Source organism: Streptomyces sp. NPDC001270, from assembly GCF_042896695.1.
Taxonomy (GTDB): domain Bacteria; phylum Actinomycetota; class Actinomycetes; order Streptomycetales; family Streptomycetaceae; genus Streptomyces.
This window is the reverse complement of record NZ_JBIAXM010000019.1, coordinates 66,364-84,897: the sequence shown is the minus strand read 5'-3', so window position 1 is coordinate 84,897 and position 18,534 is coordinate 66,364. Positions and strand designations below refer to the sequence as shown.

Annotated in this window: 17 protein-coding genes; 3 read left to right on the top strand and 14 right to left on the bottom strand. The window is 72.6% G+C overall.

Annotated elements, in window-relative coordinates; genetic code table 11:
• Positions 1-169 precede the first annotated feature (169 nt).
• Entirely contained in the window at positions 170-1,381 is a 1,212-nt protein-coding gene (locus tag ACFY2B_RS28945) for a helix-turn-helix domain-containing protein (RefSeq protein ID WP_390766002.1), read from the top strand.
• 9 nt (positions 1,382-1,390) lie between these two features.
• Here ACFY2B_RS28945 and ACFY2B_RS28940 read toward each other — a convergent pair whose 3' ends face one another.
• The 13 genes from ACFY2B_RS28940 to ACFY2B_RS28880 all read right to left on the bottom strand — a co-directional run bounded on the left by ACFY2B_RS28940 (position 1,391) and on the right by ACFY2B_RS28880 (position 13,224).
• Positions 1,391-2,155: an ABC transporter ATP-binding protein gene (locus tag ACFY2B_RS28940; RefSeq protein ID WP_390766001.1), complete on the bottom strand. Its 765-nt coding sequence runs from the start codon at positions 2,153-2,155 to the stop codon at positions 1,391-1,393.
• On the bottom strand, positions 2,152-2,952 hold the full coding sequence (locus ACFY2B_RS28935; protein ID WP_390766000.1) for an ATP-binding cassette domain-containing protein: 801 nt from the start codon (positions 2,950-2,952) through the stop codon (positions 2,152-2,154). Before ACFY2B_RS28935 ends, ACFY2B_RS28940 begins: the two co-directional genes overlap by 4 nt.
• A complete protein-coding gene (locus ACFY2B_RS28930) occupies positions 2,949-3,827 on the bottom strand; it encodes an ABC transporter permease (RefSeq protein ID WP_390765999.1) in 879 nt (292 codons plus the stop codon). Before ACFY2B_RS28930 ends, ACFY2B_RS28935 begins: the two co-directional genes overlap by 4 nt.
• Positions 3,824-4,789 carry an ABC transporter permease gene (locus ACFY2B_RS28925; RefSeq protein WP_390765998.1) on the bottom strand — a complete coding sequence of 322 codons (966 nt, stop codon included), beginning with the start codon at positions 4,787-4,789 and terminating at the stop codon, positions 3,824-3,826. The genes ACFY2B_RS28930 and ACFY2B_RS28925 overlap by 4 nt, the downstream gene beginning before the upstream one ends.
• Positions 4,789-6,309, bottom strand: a complete 1,521-nt coding sequence (locus ACFY2B_RS28920) for an ABC transporter substrate-binding protein (RefSeq protein WP_390765997.1) — start codon at positions 6,307-6,309, stop codon at positions 4,789-4,791. The genes ACFY2B_RS28925 and ACFY2B_RS28920 overlap by 1 nt, the downstream gene beginning before the upstream one ends.
• 41 nt (positions 6,310-6,350) lie before the next feature.
• Complete coding sequence (locus ACFY2B_RS28915; RefSeq protein ID WP_390765996.1) at positions 6,351-7,079, bottom strand: DUF1684 domain-containing protein; 729 nt, start codon at positions 7,077-7,079, stop codon at positions 6,351-6,353.
• A 218-nt stretch (positions 7,080-7,297) separates the two neighbouring features.
• Positions 7,298-8,371: an LLM class flavin-dependent oxidoreductase gene (locus ACFY2B_RS28910; RefSeq protein WP_390765995.1), complete on the bottom strand. Its 1,074-nt coding sequence runs from the start codon at positions 8,369-8,371 to the stop codon at positions 7,298-7,300.
• A gap of 16 nt (positions 8,372-8,387) precedes the next feature.
• A complete protein-coding gene (locus ACFY2B_RS28905; protein WP_390765994.1) occupies positions 8,388-9,251 on the bottom strand; it encodes an ABC transporter substrate-binding protein in 864 nt (287 codons plus the stop codon).
• Positions 9,252-9,983 carry an ABC transporter ATP-binding protein gene (locus tag ACFY2B_RS28900; RefSeq protein ID WP_390765993.1) on the bottom strand — a complete coding sequence of 244 codons (732 nt, stop codon included), beginning with the start codon at positions 9,981-9,983 and terminating at the stop codon, positions 9,252-9,254.
• Complete coding sequence (locus ACFY2B_RS28895; protein WP_390765992.1) at positions 9,980-10,834, bottom strand: ABC transporter permease; 855 nt, start codon at positions 10,832-10,834, stop codon at positions 9,980-9,982. Before ACFY2B_RS28895 ends, ACFY2B_RS28900 begins: the two co-directional genes overlap by 4 nt.
• Entirely contained in the window at positions 10,831-11,832 is a 1,002-nt protein-coding gene (locus ACFY2B_RS28890; RefSeq protein ID WP_390765991.1) for an NrtA/SsuA/CpmA family ABC transporter substrate-binding protein, read from the bottom strand. The genes ACFY2B_RS28895 and ACFY2B_RS28890 overlap by 4 nt, the downstream gene beginning before the upstream one ends.
• An 8-nt stretch (positions 11,833-11,840) precedes the next feature.
• Entirely contained in the window at positions 11,841-12,881 is a 1,041-nt protein-coding gene (locus ACFY2B_RS28885) for an ABC transporter substrate-binding protein (protein ID WP_390765990.1), read from the bottom strand.
• Positions 12,882-13,140: 259 nt separating this feature from the next.
• Positions 13,141-13,224, bottom strand: a complete 84-nt coding sequence (locus tag ACFY2B_RS28880; RefSeq protein WP_390766071.1) for a putative leader peptide — start codon at positions 13,222-13,224, stop codon at positions 13,141-13,143.
• 158 nt (positions 13,225-13,382) lie between these two features.
• Between ACFY2B_RS28880 and ACFY2B_RS28875 the strand changes: the two genes are divergently transcribed.
• On the top strand, positions 13,383-14,207 hold the full coding sequence (locus ACFY2B_RS28875) for an IclR family transcriptional regulator (protein WP_390765989.1): 825 nt from the start codon (positions 13,383-13,385) through the stop codon (positions 14,205-14,207).
• 46 nt (positions 14,208-14,253) lie between these two features.
• Here the strand turns inward: ACFY2B_RS28875 and ACFY2B_RS28870 are convergent, their stop codons facing one another.
• On the bottom strand, positions 14,254-15,111 hold the full coding sequence (locus ACFY2B_RS28870) for a DMT family transporter (protein WP_390765988.1): 858 nt from the start codon (positions 15,109-15,111) through the stop codon (positions 14,254-14,256).
• Positions 15,112-16,091: 980 nt separating this feature from the next.
• On the opposite strand from ACFY2B_RS28870, the gene ACFY2B_RS28865 reads away from it, so the two are divergent.
• A complete protein-coding gene (locus ACFY2B_RS28865) occupies positions 16,092-18,515 on the top strand; it encodes a lamin tail domain-containing protein (protein WP_390765987.1) in 2,424 nt (807 codons plus the stop codon).
• The last annotated feature ends 19 nt before the right edge of the window (positions 18,516-18,534 follow it).

Sequence of the window (18,534 nt, the reverse complement as noted above, 5' to 3'; positions counted from 1 at the left end):
TGCGGCAAACCGTGCACGACTTGTGTACGAAGCATGAAACATGATTTAGCTTCAGCAGCCCAGACAGGTATGCACCTGATGGCCGGCCGGGTGTCCCCCTCCACCCGGAGAGGGCACCCGGGCCGGTCTCCCCCCACCGGGCGCGTCGGAGAGCAAGGGACGACCAGCCATGCCTTCAACCGTACGGTCGCCGCAGGTCGGAGAACCGCTCGAGCCCCTTCCCAGGGAGTTCGCGGCCTTCATGCGACCGGAGTTGCCCGGCCTCATGAAGGAGATACGCATCGAGGTCACCCGCGCCTACCCGGTCTACGGGCGCCTGCTCAACGGCCCGAACGCCGACGCCATCCGGCAGGGCGTCGAGCAGGCCCTGTCCGCGTTCGTGGACCGCGTGGCCGAACCGGGCAAGAACTCGGCGCTGCGTGACGAGCTGTTACGCAAGTTCGGGCGGGTGGAGGCGTACGAGGGCCGGGAGCTGGACACCCTTCAGGGGGCCTACCGACTGGGCGCCCGCATCGCCCTGCGCCGCGCCAAGGCGGTGGGACGGCAGTACAACCTCTCCCCCACCGTCATCCTCGCCTTCGCCGACGCGCTGTTCGCCTACGTCGAGGAGTTGGAGGCGCTCTCCCGCGAGGGCTACACGGAGGTGCAGTCGCGGGCCTCGTCCGAGGTCTCGGCGGTGCGAAGACAGTTGCTGCACCTGATCCTCGCCGCGCCGCCGCTGCCCCAGGCGACCGTGTCCGGGCTGTGCGAGGCGGCCGCCTGGCCGCTGCCCGCCGAGGTGACGCTGGTCGCGCTGCGCTCCCCCGTACCGGACCATCTGGAGGCGGGGCTGGCCGGCGACGTCCTCGCGGACCTGGACATTCCGCAGCCCCATCTGCTCGTTCCGGGGGCGCTGACCACGGACCGGCTGGCGATGCTGGACGCGGCGCTGGGCGGCACGCACGCCGTCACGGGCCTGACCGTGCCGCTCGCCCAGGCGGCCGACTCCATCCGCTGGGCGCGCCGGGTGCTGCAACTCGTCGACGAGGGGGTCGTGGCCGACGCCCCGCTGGTGAGCTGCGAGGACCATCTGGTGACGCTGTGGCTGCTGTCCGACCCGCCGCTCGTGTCCCAGCTGGCGGCCCGGGAGCTGGCGCCGCTCGACGAGTTGCCGACGAGCCGCCGCAGCCGGCTGATGGAGACCCTGCGCCTGCACATCTCCACCCGGGCGCCCGCGGAGCAGGTCGGCGAGATGCTGGGGGTCCATGCCCAGACGGTGCGCTACCGCCTGCGGAACCTGGACACGCGGCTGGGTGCCCGGCTCGCCGACCCCGACCACCGCTTCGCCCTGGAGGCAGCGCTGCGTTCGCTGCATCTGCGGGGCGGCGACCGCGCCGAGTGAGCCGTCCGGTCAGACCGGCAGGCGCGGCACGCTCTCGATCAGCCGGCGGGTGTAGGGGTGGGCCGGGTCGCCGAGCACCTGGGCGGTATCGCCCTGCTCGACGATCCTGCCGTGTTCCAGCACGGCGGTGCGTTCGCACAGGGAGGCGACGACCGACAGGTCGTGGGAGACCATGACGAGCGTCAGCCCCTGTTCCCGCTTCAGCTCGGCGAGCAGGTCGACGACCTTGACCCGGGTGGTGACGTCGAGCGCGCTGACGGGTTCGTCGGCGAGCAGCACCCGTGGCTCGCACACCGTGGCCCGCGCGATGGCGATCCGCTGGCGCTGTCCGCCGGAGAACTCGTGCGGATAGCGGGTGGCCGCGTCGGCGGGCAGACCCACCCGCTCCAGGGCCCGGGCGACCTTCGGGGCGGCGCCGGCCCGGGTGTCGATGCCCAGGGAGCGCAGCGGCTCGGCGACGATCGCGGCGACGCGCCGGCGCGGGTCCAGGGAGGAGTAGGGGTCCTGGAAGACGCACTGCACGCCGCGCCGGAAGCGGCGCAGTTGGGCCCGGTCACGCGGGGACAGCTCGGCGCCGTCGAAGTGTACGGCGCCGGCGGTGGGCCGGGACAGGCCGAGCAGCAGGCGCAGCAGCGTCGTCTTGCCCGCCCCGGACTCGCCCACGAGGGCGAGGCTCCGCCCGGTCTCGACGGTGAGGGAGACGTCCTCCACGGCGTGGGCGGCGCTCCCCCGGTGGCGCAGCGCCACGTCCTTCAGCTCCAGTACGGGTGTCACCGCGGGCTCCTCAGGTCCAGGGCGGACTCCAGTGTGCGGGCGCTGGCCACGAGGTCCTTGGTGTACTGCTCGCGCGGGTTGCGGACGAGGTCGTGCACCGTGCCGTCCTCGACGGCCCGGCCGTCCTTCAGCACCAGGGCCCGGTCGGTCACCCGGGCCACCACGGCCAGGTCATGGCTGACGAAGAGGACCGCCATCTCCCGCTCGCGGACCAGGGCGTCGATCAGGTTCAGCATCTCCGCCTGCACGGATACGTCCAGGGCGGTGGTCGGTTCGTCGGCGATCAGCAGCTTGGGCGCGCAGGCCAGGGCCATGGCCAGGGCGACGCGCTGGCGCTGTCCGCCGGAGATCTCGTGCGGGAAGGCGCGGGCGACGCGTTCGGGTTCGGGCAGCCGCACCTGCGCCAGCGCCTCGCGTACCGCGTCGCGCAGGGCGGCGCCCTTCAGGCCGGTGCGCCGGCCCAGGGGTCCGGCGACCTGGCGGCCCACCCGCATCAGCGGGTCGAGGGCGGTGAGCGGCTCCTGGAAGACGACGGCCGCGTCCCGGCCGCGCACGGCGGTCAGCCGTTTCTCGCGGGCGCCGACGATCTGGGTGCCGGCCAGTTCCACGCTGCCGGTGGCGGTCATGCCGTCGGGCAGCAGACCGAGCACCGCGAGTGTGGTGAGCGACTTGCCTGAGCCGGATTCGCCGATGAGGCCCAGCCGTTCACCGCTCGCCACGCGGAAGGACAGGTCGTCGACCAGGGTCCGGCCGTCGGCGGTGCGGACGGTCAGGCCGCGGACGTCGAGGAGGGTCATGTGCGCCTCCGGCGGGTCGCCGGGTCGAGGGTGTCGCGCAGCCCGTCGGCGACGAGGTTGACCCCGATCACCAGCAGGACGAGCAGGATGCCGGGGGCCAGGGCGCCGGCCGGGGCGGTGGTGAAGGTGGCCTGCGCCTCGTGGAGCATGCGTCCCCACGAGGCGTTGGGCGGCGGCGCGCCCAGGCCCAGGTACGACAGCCCGGCCTCGGCGAGCACGGCGAGGCCGAACTGCAGGGCGAGGTTGACCACGAGGGTGGGCCAGATGTTGGGCAGGACGTGGCCGAGCACCGTGCGCGGCCAGGAAGTCCCGGAGGTGCGGGCGGCAACGATGTAGTCCTGTGCGAGGACCCGTTTGACGAGGATGCGCACCAGCCGGGCGACGACGGCGCTCTGCGCCAGGCCGATCGCGAGGACGGCGGAGGAGAGGGTCGCCGAGCGTGCGGCCACGATGAGCATGGCGAGCAGCAGGGTGGGGAACGCGATCAGGATGTCGAGGAACGCGGAGAGCGTGTCGTCGAGCCAGCCCTGTGCGAACGCGGCGAGCACCCCGAGGGTGACGCCGATCAGGGCGGCGATCAGCACCGAGCCGAGCCCCGCCTCGACGGCGATCCGGGAGCCGGTCATCACCTGGGTGAACAGGTCCCGGCCGAGTTTGTCGGTGCCCAGCAGATGTCCCGCGCCGGGAGGGGCCAGGCGCCCGCCGGAGGTGTCGTCGGACGGATACGGCAGCCAGAACAGGGAGACGACGGCGAGCAGGGCGATGGCGCCGGCCAGGACGCAGCCGACGACGAGCGTGGCGGAGCCGCGCCGTTGCCGCCCGGTCCGCGCCGCTTTGCCGGCCCGTGCCGGTTCGAGCAGGTCGGTCCCGGTCATCGGGCGGCTCCCGTCAGTCGTCCGCGCAGCCGGGGGTCGATGATCCGCTGGACCAGGTCGGCCGCGAAACCGATGAGCAGCACGGCAAGGGTGGAGACGAACAGCACGCCCTGGATGACCGGGTAGTCGTGCTGGGAGATGCCGGTGGCGAGCATCGAGCCGAGGCCGGGCAGGGCGTACACGGACTCCACGACGACCGCGCCGAGCAGGGTGGAGGCGAGTTCGATGCCGAGGACGGAGATCACCGGCACGGAGGCGTTGCGCAGTCCGTGCCGCCACATCGCACCCGCGAAGGAGGCACCGAGGGCGCGGGCGGTGCGCAGGTAGTCGCTGCCCAGCACGTCGAGGGTGGCGGAGCGCACGTAGCGGATCAGCGACGCGCTCATCACCAGGGCGATGGTGACGACCGGCAGCACCAGTGAGCGGACGGCGTCCGCGGGGGCGGACCAGCCGTCCTGCGGGAAGCCGCCGGCCGGCAGCCAGCCCGCGTTCAGCGCGAACACGGCGATGAAGATCATGCCGAGCCAGAACACCGGGACGGCGATGCCGAGCTGGGAGACACCGCTGAGCAGCGCGCCGTACCAGGTGTGCCGTTTGTGGGCGGCGACGAACCCGGCGGGTACGGCGATCAGGACGGCCAGGACGAAGGCGGCGAGGGTGAGCGGCACGGTGACGTTCAGCCGGCTGGTGACCTCGGGCCCGACGGGGAGCGAGCTGACGAAGGAGGTGCCGAGGTCACCGCTCACCAGTTGCCCGAGCCAGTGGGTGAACTGCTCGGGCAGCGGCTTGTCGGAGCCGATGGCGTGCCGGGCCGCGGCGATCTGCTCGGGGCTCGCGCCCACCGAGGTGAGCGCGTTGGCCGGGTCGCCGGGGAGCAGGCGCAGCAGCACGAACAGCACGACGCTCGCCAGGGCCAAGGACACCACGAGGAAGACCAGGCGGCGCAGCAGGTAGCGCGCCATCAGCCCTTCTTCTTGATGTCGTAGGCGTAGAACTGGGAGTTGAGGCCGTTGAGCGGGTAGCCGGACAGCGTGCTGTTCGCCACGACGATCTGCGGGTACAGGTACAGCCAGTCACTGGCCGCGTCCTCGGCGGTCTTGCGGTTGACCTGCTTCAGGATCTGGGTCTGCTGGGCGGTGGTGTCGGCCTGCTCGGCCTGCTTCACCCACTGCTGGACCTGCTTGTTGTCGTAGCCCCAGTAGAAGTCGGGGTTGCCGTACCAGACGAGGTCGCGGTCGTTGACGTGTTCCTGGAGCGTCGCCGTGAAGTCGTGGTTCTGGTAGACCTTCGTGTACCACTCGTCCGGCGTGATGATGTTGATCTTGACCGTGATGCCGACCTTGGCGAGTTCCGACTTGATGAAGGTCGCGGCGGTGGGGTGCGGGTCGTAGTTCGGGGTGTCGAGGGTGAAGGAGAAGCCCTTGGCGTAACCGGCCTCGGCGAGCAGTTGCCTGGCGTGGGCCGGGTCGTAGGCGTTGACCTTGGTCAGGTCCTCGTACCAGGGGTCGGTCGGCGGCACCATCGAGCCGATCAGCTTGCCGTAGCCGCCCCAGATCGACTCCAGGAGCTTCTTCTTGTCGATGGCGTCGGTGACGGCCTGGCGGACCTTGACGTCGGTGAAGGGCTTGGCCTTGTCGTTGAAGGCGAGCAGCAGCTTGGTGGTGGAGTTCCCGTCGTTGACCTTGTAGTTCTGGTTGTTCTTGAACTGGTCGAGGGAGTCGGGCGACTGCTCGCTGGTGACGACGTCGACGGCATTGGTCTGGAGCGCGTTGTTGAGGGCCGTGGCGTCCTTGTAGTAGTGGAAGACGGCTTCCTGGTTGGTGGCGGCAGTGCCCCAGTAGCCGGCGAACCGCTTCAGGCTCAGCGCAGAGCCCCGGGTCCACTTGTCCAGCGTGTAGGGGCCGGTGCCGTCCTCGGTCGTCTTCAGGTTCTTCGCCTGGGAGTCGATGATCCAGACGTAGGAGAGGTTGTAGACGAAGGAGATCGACTTCTGCGACAGCGTGACCTTGACGGTACGGGCGTCGGGGGTGGCGATGTCCTTGATCACCGCGAGGTCGCTCTTGCGGGCGGACTGGGAGGTGGGCGCGATCACCTTCTCCAGGCTGTACTTGACGTCGTCGCTGGTCAGCTGCTTGCCGCTGTGGAACTTCACGCCGTCGCGCAAGGTGAAGGTGTAGGTGAGTCCGTCGGGGCTGACCTTGTAGTCCTGGGCGAGGAGCTTGTCCACCTTGCCGTCGTCGGTGAGCTTGAACAGCCCTTCGTAGACGTTGCCGTTGAGCGCCTCGGTCACGCCCTGGCCGCCGCCCGCGGTGTTGTCGAGGTTCTGCGGCTCGTAGAGCGAGCCGATGTTGACGGTGGCGTTCTTGTTCCAGGAGCCGCCGGAGGCGCTGCCGCCCGAGCCGGAGCCGCCGCACGCGGTCAGGGTCAGGGCGAGACCGGCCGCGGTCGCGGTGGCGTACAGGGAGGTCTTCTTGATGTTCACGGTGTGTGGGCCTTCGGACTGCGATGCGGGCGGGTTGCGGGTCAGTGCTGTGCGGGGAAGCCGTCGCGGAAGACGGGGCGCTGCTCACCGGCCTCGACGGGCAGGTGGAAGCGGTTCTGCCGCGGCGGCATCGGACAGTTGTACTGATCGGAGAATCCGCAGGGCGGCACGAAGGCGCGGTTGAAGTCGAGCAGGACACGGTGGTCGTCCGCCGTCCGCTGCACGAACAGGAAACGGCCGGCGCCGTAGGTCGTGTCCCCGTTGGTGGGGTCGCCGAAGACGAGCAGCAGGGTGCCGTCGTCGTCGAAGGCGCTGAGGGTGTACTCGCGGCCGTCGACGGTGAGGGTGATGTCGCCGGGGACGACGAGGTCACGGGTGCCGCCGTTGTCCCGGATGTGCTCGAAGGGCACCCGCCGGGCACCGGGCACGGGGGTGTAGACGGCGTGCAGCACCCAGGCGGGGTCGTACGGGAAGGCGTCGACCCGGTCGAAGTGGCGGACGGCCGGTGAGTCGGCGTCCCAGAAGCGCAGGCCGTGCTCGGGCTCGCCGGTGACGAGGTCGGTCCGCTGGAGTGTGGTCACCGTCACGGTGTCCGGCCGGCCCGCCCGGGCCCGCTCCGCGTCGGGGTGCTCACCGGACGGGAGCCAGCGGGTCTCGACGAGTGCGAGGTTCCCGGTCGGCGCGGTGAGGGCCCGGCGACGCTCGGCGCGCCAGGCGTCCCACCGCGCGACGGCATCGGTGTCGGGCTGGTCGGGTGTGGCAAGGGACACGGTGGCACTCACTCGGGTAGCACGGACGGCGGCCGCACACCGCGGACGTCACGCTGCGCGAATGGGTGGCCAAAGCATGCCCTTTATCTGTCATAAGAGGATCTAATGTCAAATGCCGCTGACACATGTTGAGACGGCAGCCTCCCACCGGCCCCGGCCAACCGTCCCCCCGCCCGTCCAGGCCGGGGATCGGCTCACCCGTCCACGGCGGCGGTCCGCTACCCGCGCGCCCGCAGCGCGGGCAGCACCGTCTCCGCGACCCGGTGGGCCTCCTCCAGCAGCGGGTTGCCCGACAGGATGAAGGTGTCGACGCCCAGGTCCTCGTACTCCTTCAGCCGCTCCACGACCTGGGCGGCCGAGCCGACCACGGCGGTGCCGGGGCCCGGCCGGAACAGGCTCATGCCCGGCCAGAGGTTCGGATGCGTCTCCAGTTCCCGGGCCCGGGCGGGCACCCGGCCCCCGTGCTGGCGGAACTGGCGCTGCCAGCCGACGCCGTCCTCCCCGGCCCGGCCGCCGAGCTGCCGGGCGTAGGTCGCCTCGCTGGTGACGTCGAGCAGCCGGTCGGCCGCGGCCCATGCCTCGTCCTCGGTGTCCCGGACGATCAGGTGCAGCCGCAGTCCGATGCGCAGCGTCCGCCCGTACGCCGCCGCCCGCTCCCGGACCCGGTCCAGCTTCTCCTTGAGCAGGTGCGGCGGCTCGCCCCAGGTCAGATAGACGTCCACGTGCTCGGCCGCCATCTCGATGCCCGGCTCCGACGAACCGCCGAACCACAGCGGGACGTGCGGCGACTGCACCGGCCGCAGATCGCCGAAGGAGGCGCCCGCGTCCTTGAGGTCGTAGAAGCGTCCCTGGTGGTCGAAGACCTCACCGGCGGTGAGCCGTTTCACGATCGACCAGTACTCGGCGCTCAGCGCGTAGCGCTCGTCGTGGTCGACGGTGAGGCCGTACTCGCGCAGCGTCCGCGTCGAGCCGTTGACGACGTTGAAGCGCAGCCGGCCGCCGAAGAGGGTGTCGAAGGTGAGCGCCATCTTGGCCAGCAGGGTCGGCGAGATCAGACCGGGGTGGACGGCGAGCAGCGGCTGGAAGCGGGTGCTGGTGGCGGCGGCCAGCGCGCTGCCGAGCGGCCACACGTCGTACAGGTCGGTGGCGAGCAGCGCGCCGCTGAAGCCGAGGCGTTCGACGGTGCCCGCGAGCTGCTGGAGGTAGCCCAGGTCGACCGGGCGGCGCCCGGCGGGCTCCCAGGGGTAGGCGCCCTCGCGCGGAATGATGTACCAGAGGATTTCGGATGCCATGGCCGGCTCCTCCCTGTCAGGCGCGCCGCGCAACGGCGTCGGCGACCGTCACGGGGCGTTCGATGAATCCGGTGCGGACGAAGACGTCGGCCGCCTGCTGCTGCTCGGCGAGGAAGTCCTCGCTCACGTCCTCGATGTGCCAGGGCAGGGCGCGCAGCGCGGTCTCCCAGTCGTCGACGCCGCCGCCCTGGTGGTCGGCGGCGATGGCGGCGGCCTCGCGTGGGTGGGCGGCGGCCCAGGCGTCCGCGCGGCGCAGCGCCCGCAGCAGGGCGGCGACGACCTCGGGCCGCCGCTCGGCCACCTCCCGGCGGGTGAAGAACACCGACCGGTCGGTGATGACGTCACCGGTGCGCACCAGGACCCGGACACCGCCGGTGCGCAGCGCGGCGGCCAGCTGCGGTCCCTGGGCGACCCAGGCGCCGAGCGCGCCGGACCGCAGCAGCCGCTCGCTGTCCGGGCCGCCCCGCTCGGCGGTGATGTCGGTGGCGTACGACAGTCCCGCGTCGTCCAGAGCCTTGGCGACCAGGTGGGTCTGCCAGGACCCGATCGCCAGGTGCACGGTGGTGCCCTTGAGGTCGGCGACGGTGCGCGCGGGGCTGTCCGCGGCCACCAGCAGGGCGCCGTGGTCCGGGCGTGGGGCGGACACGGCGGCGTAGACGATGTCGTGCCCGGCTGCCTGCGCGGTGACCGGCGGGGTGGATCCCGTGCCGCCGAAGTCGATCAGTCCCTCGGTGAGGAGTTGCCCGGTGCGCACGCCGTCGGTGTAGGCGTGGAAGGCGACGCTCTCGCCCACCGCGGCGAGTTCCTCGGCGGCGTGGTCGAGGCGGGACAGGTAGTAGAGGGTGGGGTTGCTGTTGTGGACACCGATGGTGATGGACATTCAGATCGCTCCTGTGGCAGTGGAGTTGACGGCAGTCCCGGTCGGCTGGACGCCGAGGTCGGTCAGCAGGCGGCGACGCAGGGCGAGGCAGGCCGGGTCGCCGAGGTCGCGGGGCCGGGCGGCGGTGACGGGCTCGTCCGTGACGAGCCGCCCCGCGCGCAGGACGCAGACGCGGTCGGCGAGCCGTACGGCCTCGTCCACGTCGTGGGTGACGAGCAGGACGGCCGGGCGGTGGGCGCGGCACAGCTCGCCGACCAGGTCCTGCATGCGCAGCCGGGTCAGTGCGTCGAGCGCGGCGAACGGCTCGTCGAGCAGCAGCAGTTCCGGTTCCCGCACCAGGGCGCGGGCGAGGGCGACGCGCTGCGCCTCGCCGCCGGAGAGGGTGGCGGGCCAGGCCCGGGCGTGCCCGGCCAGGCCGACCTCGGCGAGCGCGCGGCGGCCGCGTCCGGTCTCGGTGCGCGGCAGGGCCACGGTCACGTTGGCCAGGACCCGCTTGGACGGGACGAGCCGCGGCTCCTGGAAGACGATGGTGCGCGCCCGCGGCACCAGGACCTCGCCCGCGTCGGTGCCGTCCAGGCCGCCGAGGATGCGCAGCAGGGTGGTCTTGCCGCTGCCGCTCGCGCCCAGCAGGGCCACGAACTCCCCCCGCCGGACGGTCAGATCGAGCCCGTCGAGCACGGCTCGCTCCCCGAACACCCGGCGCAGGTCCCTGACCTCGACGGCGGTGGTCATCGGCGTGCCCCCTTCCACGGCATCAGCAGGCGCTCCAGCAGCCGCACCAGGGCGTCGGCGAACAGGCCGAACAGGCCGTAGACGAGGATGCAGACCGCGAGGACGTCGGTCCGGGCGTAGCTCTGCGCCTGTGCCATCAGGTAGCCGATGCCGGCCGTCGAGTTGATCTCCTCCGCGGCGATCAGGGCGATCACGCTGAGGGTCATGGACAGCCTGAGCCCGGCGAGCAGCGAGGGCAGCGCGCCGGGCAGGACGACCTCCCGCACGATCGCGAAGCGGCCCATCCCGAAGCTGCGCATCGCCTCCAACAGCCTGGGGTCGGTGGCCCGCACCCCGCTGGAGGTGGAGACGTACATGGGGAAGGTGGTGGCGACGGCGATCAGTACGATCTTCGCGATCTCGGTGATCCCGAACCAGACCATGAACAGCGGAACGAGGGAGAGGAACGGGACGGCGCGCAGCGTCTGGAGCGAGGAGTCCAGGAGTTCGTCGCCCAGCCGGGTGAACCCGGTCACGACACCCAGGATCAAGCCGGCGGTGATCCCGATGAGCAGGCCGGCGCCGGCGCGGGTGAGCGAGGTGGTGAGCGCGTCGGGCAACTGGCCGTTGCCCCACAGCTCGCCGACGGCGCGCAGCACGTCGGCGGGCGAGGCCAGCACATCCGGGGTGAGCACCCCGGTGGCGGAGGCGATCCACCACAGCAGGAGCAGGGCCACCGGTCCGAGCGCCCGGACCGTCAGGGTGAGGGCGCGCGGGCGGGGGCGGCGGACGACGGCCCGCGGCGTCACCAGGCCCCCGCCCGCCGGCCGCGCGGCAGCCCGGGAAGTGAGCGTGTCGTCGGCGGCCGTCATGACAGCTTCGTCACGTCGATCACGTACGGGGTGACATCGACCTCGGTCGGGGTGACCTTCTGGTCGGCGTAGAAACGCGCGACCTCCTGGAAGCGCCTGACGTCCGCGTCGGTGACGGGCTCGACGGTGCCGCCCTTGCCGGTGTAGTCGATCTGGACCTGCTTCGCCGCACCGGTGAGCGCCTGGGGGCCCGCGTCGGTGGTGACGTTCAGGTACGCCGCCGGGTCCTGCTTCTCCTTGACGCTGCCGTCGTGGAGGTAGGTGTAGAGGGCCTTGACGACGTCGGGGTGCTGATCGGCGAATCCCGTGCGGACGGCGGTGAGGCTGTAGTTGTCGGAGCCGATCCGCTGCCCGTCGGTGAGGAAGTGCGTCTTGCCGCCGCCGACCTCGGCGACGGAGTACGTGGCCCACGACGCCCAGGCGTCCACCTGGCCCGCGTTGAAGACGGCCGCGGTCTGGTCGGCCCGGAGGTAGACGCGCTCGACCCGGTCCGCCGGTACGCCCGCCTGGTCGAGTGCCTTCAGCAGCAGGTACTCGCCGGTGCCGCCCTGGTTGACGGCGACCTTCTTGCCGACGAGGTCCTGCACGCGGTCGATGCCGGAGCCGTTCTTGACGAGGATGCCCTCGCCCACCGGGTCGGGGGCGGTGGCGGTGAAGAACTTGAATCCGGGGTTCTGCTGCAGGGAGGTGATGCCGGAGGTGATGGAACCGATGGCGATGTCCAGTTTGCCGGCGTTCATGGCCTGCGCGGCGGGCGCGAAGGGGCCCGCGCTGCCGGTCCAGGCGACCTTGGCGCCGACCTTGGCCAGCGCCTTGGCGAGCGAGCCGTCCTTCTTGCCCAGGGCGAGCACCCCGGAGTTGCCGGGATCGGGGATGCGGACGGTGACGGACGTGTCGGCGCCGTCGGTGGTGCCGGCCTGCGAGGTGCCGCAGCCGGTGAGGAGGGTGAGCGCGGTGACGGCGGCCAGGGCGGCGGGAACGGTACGGGCGAAGCGCATGGCGGGTCCTACGTGTCGGTGGAGGCGGGGGCGGAGGGGGTCGGCGATGCCTCGGCGAGGCGCAGCCGGGCACGGCGCAGCGGTTCGGGGTCGGCCCAGGCCCGTACGTCGACGAGTGCGGGCAGGAAGCCGTGGGCGCCCAGGGCCGCCTCCTGCCGGGCGAGGAGCGCGAGCCGGTCGTCCGACAGATCCGGATGCAGGGTGCGGTGGGTGCCGGGCCGGTAGGCGCCGTGCACTCCGTCCGCGCCCGCGCCGGTCTCGGCGCCGAGGATGCGGGCGACCTCCGCGGGCTGCCCGGCGGCCCAGTCGGCGGCCCGCAGCAGGACCGTGAGGAACCGGTCGACGAGGTCGGGGTGATCGTCCAGGAGGCTCTGGTGGACGGTGATGGGGCGCGGTGTCCCGTTGTTCACCCGGTGCGTGCGGTCGGGCAGTTCGTCGAGTTCGACGGCGACCTCCGCCCCGGCCCGCCGGGCCGCCTCGACGGCGACGGCTCCCTTGACGTAGACCGCGTCGACGTCGCCGCGGACGAGCGCGGCCAGTTCCGCGGCCCACTGTCCGCGGTGTCCGTCGGCGGGTACGTCGGTCGGCACCGCGTCGGCCAGGCCGTATCCGGCGGAGGCGAGCGCCCCCTCGAAGCCGCGCAGGGCCATGGCGCGCCAGAAGTCGATGGGGAGGGAGTGCCGGGGCAGGGCCAGGCGCCGTCCGCGCAGCGCCGCGGCGCCCCGGATGCCGGAGCCCGGCGCGACGAGCACCGTCTGCCGCTCCTCGATCCAGGTGAGGCCGATCAGCCGGGTCGGCTCTCCGCGGGACCGCGCCCACAGGGCGGGGACGTTGCCGCCCTCGCGGAAGAGCGCGGGCAGTTCGTGCGTGTAGTGGGTGCGCCGGGCCGCGGCGTCCACGTCGGCGGCGCTCTCCTGCAAGGAGCGGACGGTGATGCCGTCCGGGGCGAACTCCCGCGACAGCCACTCCCGGTCGGCGGCGATGCCGGTCGCGGTGGGCACGGGACAGCGGGTGAACCACAGGGTTTCGGGCAGGGCTGGGTGCGTCATGGACTCTTCCCTGGATCGGGCGGGCGCCCCGTAGGGGGCGCGGAGGCGGCGGGCGCGCGGTCCGGGGACCGCGGGCGGGACGCCCGGCCGGGTCGGCCGGGCACGGGGGCGGCGGACGGGCCGGTCGCGCGGACGGGGACCGGGCGGGACGGCCGCGGACGGACGGATCAGGCGCAGGCGGACCGGGCGGGGCGGGCGCGGTGGCAGGTCCCCGCTCTCGCGGCGGGTTCCGCGTAGCCCGGGGCGGTGGTGCGGCTGGTCAGCGACAGACCGCGCTGGAGACGCGCTCCAGGTCGATGTGGCGGCGCGTGGTGAAGGCGGGCGGAGCGGTGGTGGCGTGCATCGCTCGGCTCCCTTCGAGGTCGTCCGCCGGACCTGACCGGCGCGGTGCCCGCAGCCTGACACGGCCGAAAGCCACCGGGCAAGCCGCTTGCCACCATGTGGGAACGAGCATGAACAGACTGTTTCAGCAGGTCATGGCCGTGCTTTGAGGTTGCCGCGATGTGGCAGGGTCGGAGCTGTCGGGCGCCCCTGGCGCCCGGGAGAGGACGTGCGGTGACCCAGACCCCCGTCGCGGGCGCGCAGGCGGTGCGACGCGCGCTGGACATCCTGCACTGCTTCCACGACAACGCCCCCGACCTGAGCGCCTCCGAGATCGCCCGGCGGCTGCGTCTGTCGACGTCCACGGCCCACCGGCTGGCCCGCACGCTGCTGGGCGCCGGTTTCCTGGAGCAGGACCCGCGCACCGCGCGCTACCGGCTGGGGCCCGCCGTCACCGAACTGGGCCGGCTGTCGTACCACCAGCGCGGGCTCCATCTGGCCTCGCCCGAGCTGGCCGACCTGGCCCAGCGCACCGGGGCGACCGCGGACCTGGCGCTGCGCAGCGGACCGTACGCGGTCATCGTGGCGGGCGGGTCGGTCACCCCGAAGGTGGGACTGCGCCGGCCGCTGCATTCGACGGCGCTCGGCAAAGTACTGCTGGCCTGGCCGCGGCCCGGCGAGGGCGGCGCCGAGTCACTGCCGCCGCTGCGCGCGTTCACCGACCGCACCATCGTCCGGCCCGACCTCCTGACGGCGGAGCTGGCACGGGTGCGCGACCGGGAGCACGCGGTCAACGACGGCGAGTCCGCCCAGGGCGTCCGCACCCTGGCCGTGCCGGTCCTGGACCGCACGGACGCGGCACGCTTCGCCCTCGCGGTCCGCGGCACGCCGGACCTGATCACCGCCGAGACCACGGAGTGGTTCCTCGATCAGGCCCGTGCCTGCGCGCGGGCGCTGGAGGTGCTGCTGCTGCCTCCCGCGCAGCGCCGCACCGGCACCCGCTGACCACGCCCGGGGACGGCGCCGGGCCATGGCTCCGCCCGTGCGGCTCTCACTGGTTGGGGTCGATGAGGTGGGGCACGACCCGGGTGAGCCTCAGCACGCCCCACAGGATCAGCAGGGCCCCCGCCAGCTCCGGCAGCAGCCACCAGCCGGTACGGACGTCCTCGCCGAACAGCGCCACTCCGAGGAACAGGCTCATGGACGCGTCGCCGATGGTGAGCGCGGGCTGCGAGGCGATCAGTGCGCCCGCCTGGAGGGAGTTCTCCAGCAGCAGCAGCGCGCCGATACCGGCCAGCGCGAAGCCGTAGGTCTGCCAGGTCCGCAGGAAGGCGGGGAACCCGGCGTGGGCCAGCACCCCGGTGGCCGATTTCATCAGGGCGGCGGTCAGGGCGTTGCCGATCGCGGCGGCCAGGGCGAGCGTCGCCGCGCGGCACAGGGAGGAACGCGTCGACCGGGCGAGCACGACGGCGGCGGTAATGGCGCCCAGGGTCAGGGCCAGCACGGGCAGCCAGCGCACCATGGACGCCTGGTCGCGTGCGCCCGAGGGCGCCGCGGCGGCCAGGACGAGGGCGAGCCCGCCGACCATGCCGGACACGGCCCACCACCCCGCGGCGGACAGCCGGCGGTGCATCAGCCGGGCCGCGACGAGCAGGGCGAACGGCAGTTCCAGGATGAACAGCGGCTGGACCAGGGCCATGGGCCCGTTGATCAGGGCCAGGGCCTGGAAGATCGCGGCACCCGCGACACCGGCGATGCCGATCGACCAGGCGGGGCGGCGTACGAGAGCGATCATCAGGCCGAGCCCGCCGCCCCGCGACACCGCGGAGGCGGCCTTGCGCTGGAACGCCGTTCCCACGGCGTTGCTGGCGGCCCCCACTACGGCACAGGCGACGGCGAGCACGATCACACCTCTACAATGCCTCGCCTTTCCGAATACGTCTGCGGCGCCGGTCACCGGGCGCGGCGTCCGGCGGGCACGCCCGGGGCCGTTTCACCTGGTCAGGGCGGGAACGGGGCGGCTGCCGCGCGGGGCGGAGAAGCGCACGCACAGGTGCGTCGCCGTGGCGGGCCCAAGGCACCTCCGAGGGCCGGGGCGGCAGGAGGAGGGCTCCGCTCCACCGCCCGGCGTCGGTGAGCGCCCGTCGTCCGGGCCGCCCGCGACCGACCGCCCGTCGTCCGCACGGCCCCGGGGATCCGGGCCGCCGATCGTCCCGGATCCCGGATACCGGCCCGCGGGCCGGGCCGGGCCGGTGCCGGCCCGCGGAGCCCCGGGACCCGAGCCCACCGGCACGCGAGGACCGACGGCGCTCACGGACGCGGGCGACGGTCCTGTCGGGCAGCCGCCCGCCGCCTCCGGCCGGCAGGCCGGAGGCGGCCCGCACCCCGGACCGCCGGCCGGCGGTGCGCACCTTGCCGGTGGTCGGCACGTGTGTTGTCGGCCAGGTCTTCGAGGCCCGAGGCCGAGGGCCGGACGATCGGGGATCATGGACGGCCGGCGGTGGGGGCCATGGACCGTCCGCGACCGCCAGTGGCGGACCGCCGAGACCGGTCCCGCGGCGGGCGGACCGGTCGCGCGGGCAACCGCTCCGGCTCCGGTCCACGCCACCTGACGCCCCGGCCCGCCCCGTCCGTCCTCCGACACCCCGCGGCGCACCCCGTCCGTCCGCGGTCCGAACGCCCCGTTCCGGCACGAACGGGTCCTGGAGGCAAAGAAGAGGGCACCGAGGTTACTTCCGGCGAACGGTTCAGGAAACGCTTGGTACTTGAGCCCGACAGTGTCTTGTTACGCCCTATCTACGCGCGTATCTTTTCTGCCGGTTCACAACCCGTCTGCCACCTCCCACGGTTCAGTCGCGACCTTTCCGATTCCTGCACGAAAGAGCCCACGTGTCTGCACACATACCGTTGAGCCTGCGCGGCAGAGGCGCCAAGGCCGGCCTCATCGCCCTTCCTCTCGGCATCGCCGGATCGCTGCTCGCCCTCCCCCTCACCGCCCAGGCGGCGCCGTCGCCGGACGCCGTCATCTCCGAGGTCTACGGCGGCGGCGGCAACTCCGGTGCCTCCCTCACCAACGACTTCATCGAGCTGGGCAACGCCGGTTCCGCGCCGTTCGACCTGAGCGGCTGGTCCGTGCAGTATCTGAGCGGCTCGCCCACCTCAAGCACCAAATGGCAGGTCACCCCCCTGACGGGGGCCGTCCCCGCGGGCGGCAGCTACCTGGTCCAGGAGGCGAAGGGAACGGCGGGCGACACCGCCCTGCCCACCCCGGACGCCACTGGCACCATCGCCATGTCGGCGACGAGCGGCACGGTCGCGCTGGTCCACTCGACCACCGCGCTCACCTGCCTGACCGCCGCCGACTGCGCGGCCGACACCACCGTGAAGGACCTGGCCGGCTTCGGCACCGCGGTGGTCCGCGAGGGCAGCCCCGCCACCGGCGCGGGCAACACCACCTCCGTGGCGCGCGGTGCCGCGCTCACCGACACGGACGACAACTCGGTGGACTTCACCGGCGGGACGCCGAGCCCCCGCAACTCCGCCGGTGACGGCGGCAGCGGCGACCCGACGCCCACCCCGTCGCCCACCGACACCACCCCGGGTGGCCTGCGCATCCACGACATCCAGGGCACCACCCGGATCTCCCCGCAGAACGGCAAGTCCGTCACCAACGTGCCCGGCGTGGTGACCGGCGTGCGCTCCACCGGTTCGAAGGGCTACTGGATCCAGGACCCCGAGCCGGACCAGAACCCCGCCACCAGCGAGGGCATCTTCGTCTTCACCGGCTCCGCCACCCCGCTCGTCAAGGTCGGCGACTCGGTGCTGGTGTCCGGCAAGGTGAGCGAGTACTACCCCGGCGGCCAGAGCAGCGGCGCCCAGTCCGTGACCGAACTGACCGGCCCGAGCGCGGTCGTGCTCTCCGCCGGCAACAAGCTGCCGGCGGCGGAGGTCGTCGACGCGGGCACCATCCCCGAGACCTACGCGCCCGAGGTCCCCGGCGGCACCATCGAGCCGGAGCAGCTCGCGCCCGCCAAGTACGCGCTGGACTGGCTGGAGTCCCGTGAGGGCATGCTGGTGCAGATCGGCGACTCCCGCGTGGTCGGCGCCTCCAACGCGTACAACGAGACGTGGATCACCACGAAGCCCAAGGAGAACCCGACTCCGCGCGGCGGCACCATCTACCAGGGCTACGACGAGCCCAACTCGGGCCGCCTGCTGGTCGCCCCGCTCACCGGCGACCCGCTGCACGCCGACGTCGGCGACACGCTGACCGGCACGACCGCGGGCCCCGTGGACTACGGCACCTACGGCGGCTACAGCATCCAGGCGACGCAGGTCGGCACCGTCAAGAGCGGCGGCATCAAGCCGGACGTGGCGAAGAAGGGCAAGTCGAACGAGCTGTCGGTCGCCACGTACAACGTGGAGAACCTCGACCCGACGGACCCGCAGAGCAAGTTCGACCGGCTCGCCGACGGCGTCGTCAAGAACCTGGCCGCCCCGGACATCGTGAGCCTGGAGGAGATCCAGGACGACAACGGCGCCAAGGACGACGGCACGGTCTCGGCCGGCAAGACGATGGCCCAGTTCATCGCGGCCATCGAGAAGGCCGGCGGCCCGACGTACGCCTGGCGCTCCATCGACCCGGTCAACGACCAGGACGGCGGTGAGCCGGGCGGCAACATCCGCAACGTCTTCCTGTTCAACCCGGCGCGCGTCAGCTTCGTAGACCGGCCGGGCGGCGACTCCACCACCGGTGTCCAGGCCGTCAGCGACGGCAAGAAGGGCGTGAAGCTCTCCGCGTCGCCGGGCCGGATCGACCCCGCCTCCAGCGCCTGGAAGAGCAGCCGCAAGCCGCTGGTCGGCGAGTTCGTCTTCCGCGGTGAGCAGGTCTTCGTGGTCGGCAACCACTTCAACTCCAAGGGCGGCGACCAGCCGGTGCACGGCGCCGTCCAGCCGCCGGTCCTCGGCTCCGAGACCCAGCGCACCGCCCAGGCCCAGGAGGTCAACACCTTCGTCCGCAGCATCCTCGCCAAGGACAGCAAGGCCAAGGTCGTCGTGCTGGGCGACCTGAACGACTACCAGTTCTCCAAGCCGCTGGCGACGCTGACCTCCGGCGGGGTCCTCACGGACCTCATCAACACGCTGCCCGCCGACGAGCGGTACAGCTACGTATACGACGGCAACTCGCAGACCCTGGACCACATCCTGGTCTCGCCGGCCGTCAAGCGGCCGGACTACGAGGTCGTCCACATCAACGCCGAGTTCGCCGACCAGACCAGCGACCACGACCCGCAGGTGGTCCGCATCAAGTAGGAACTCCGTCGAGCGGGGG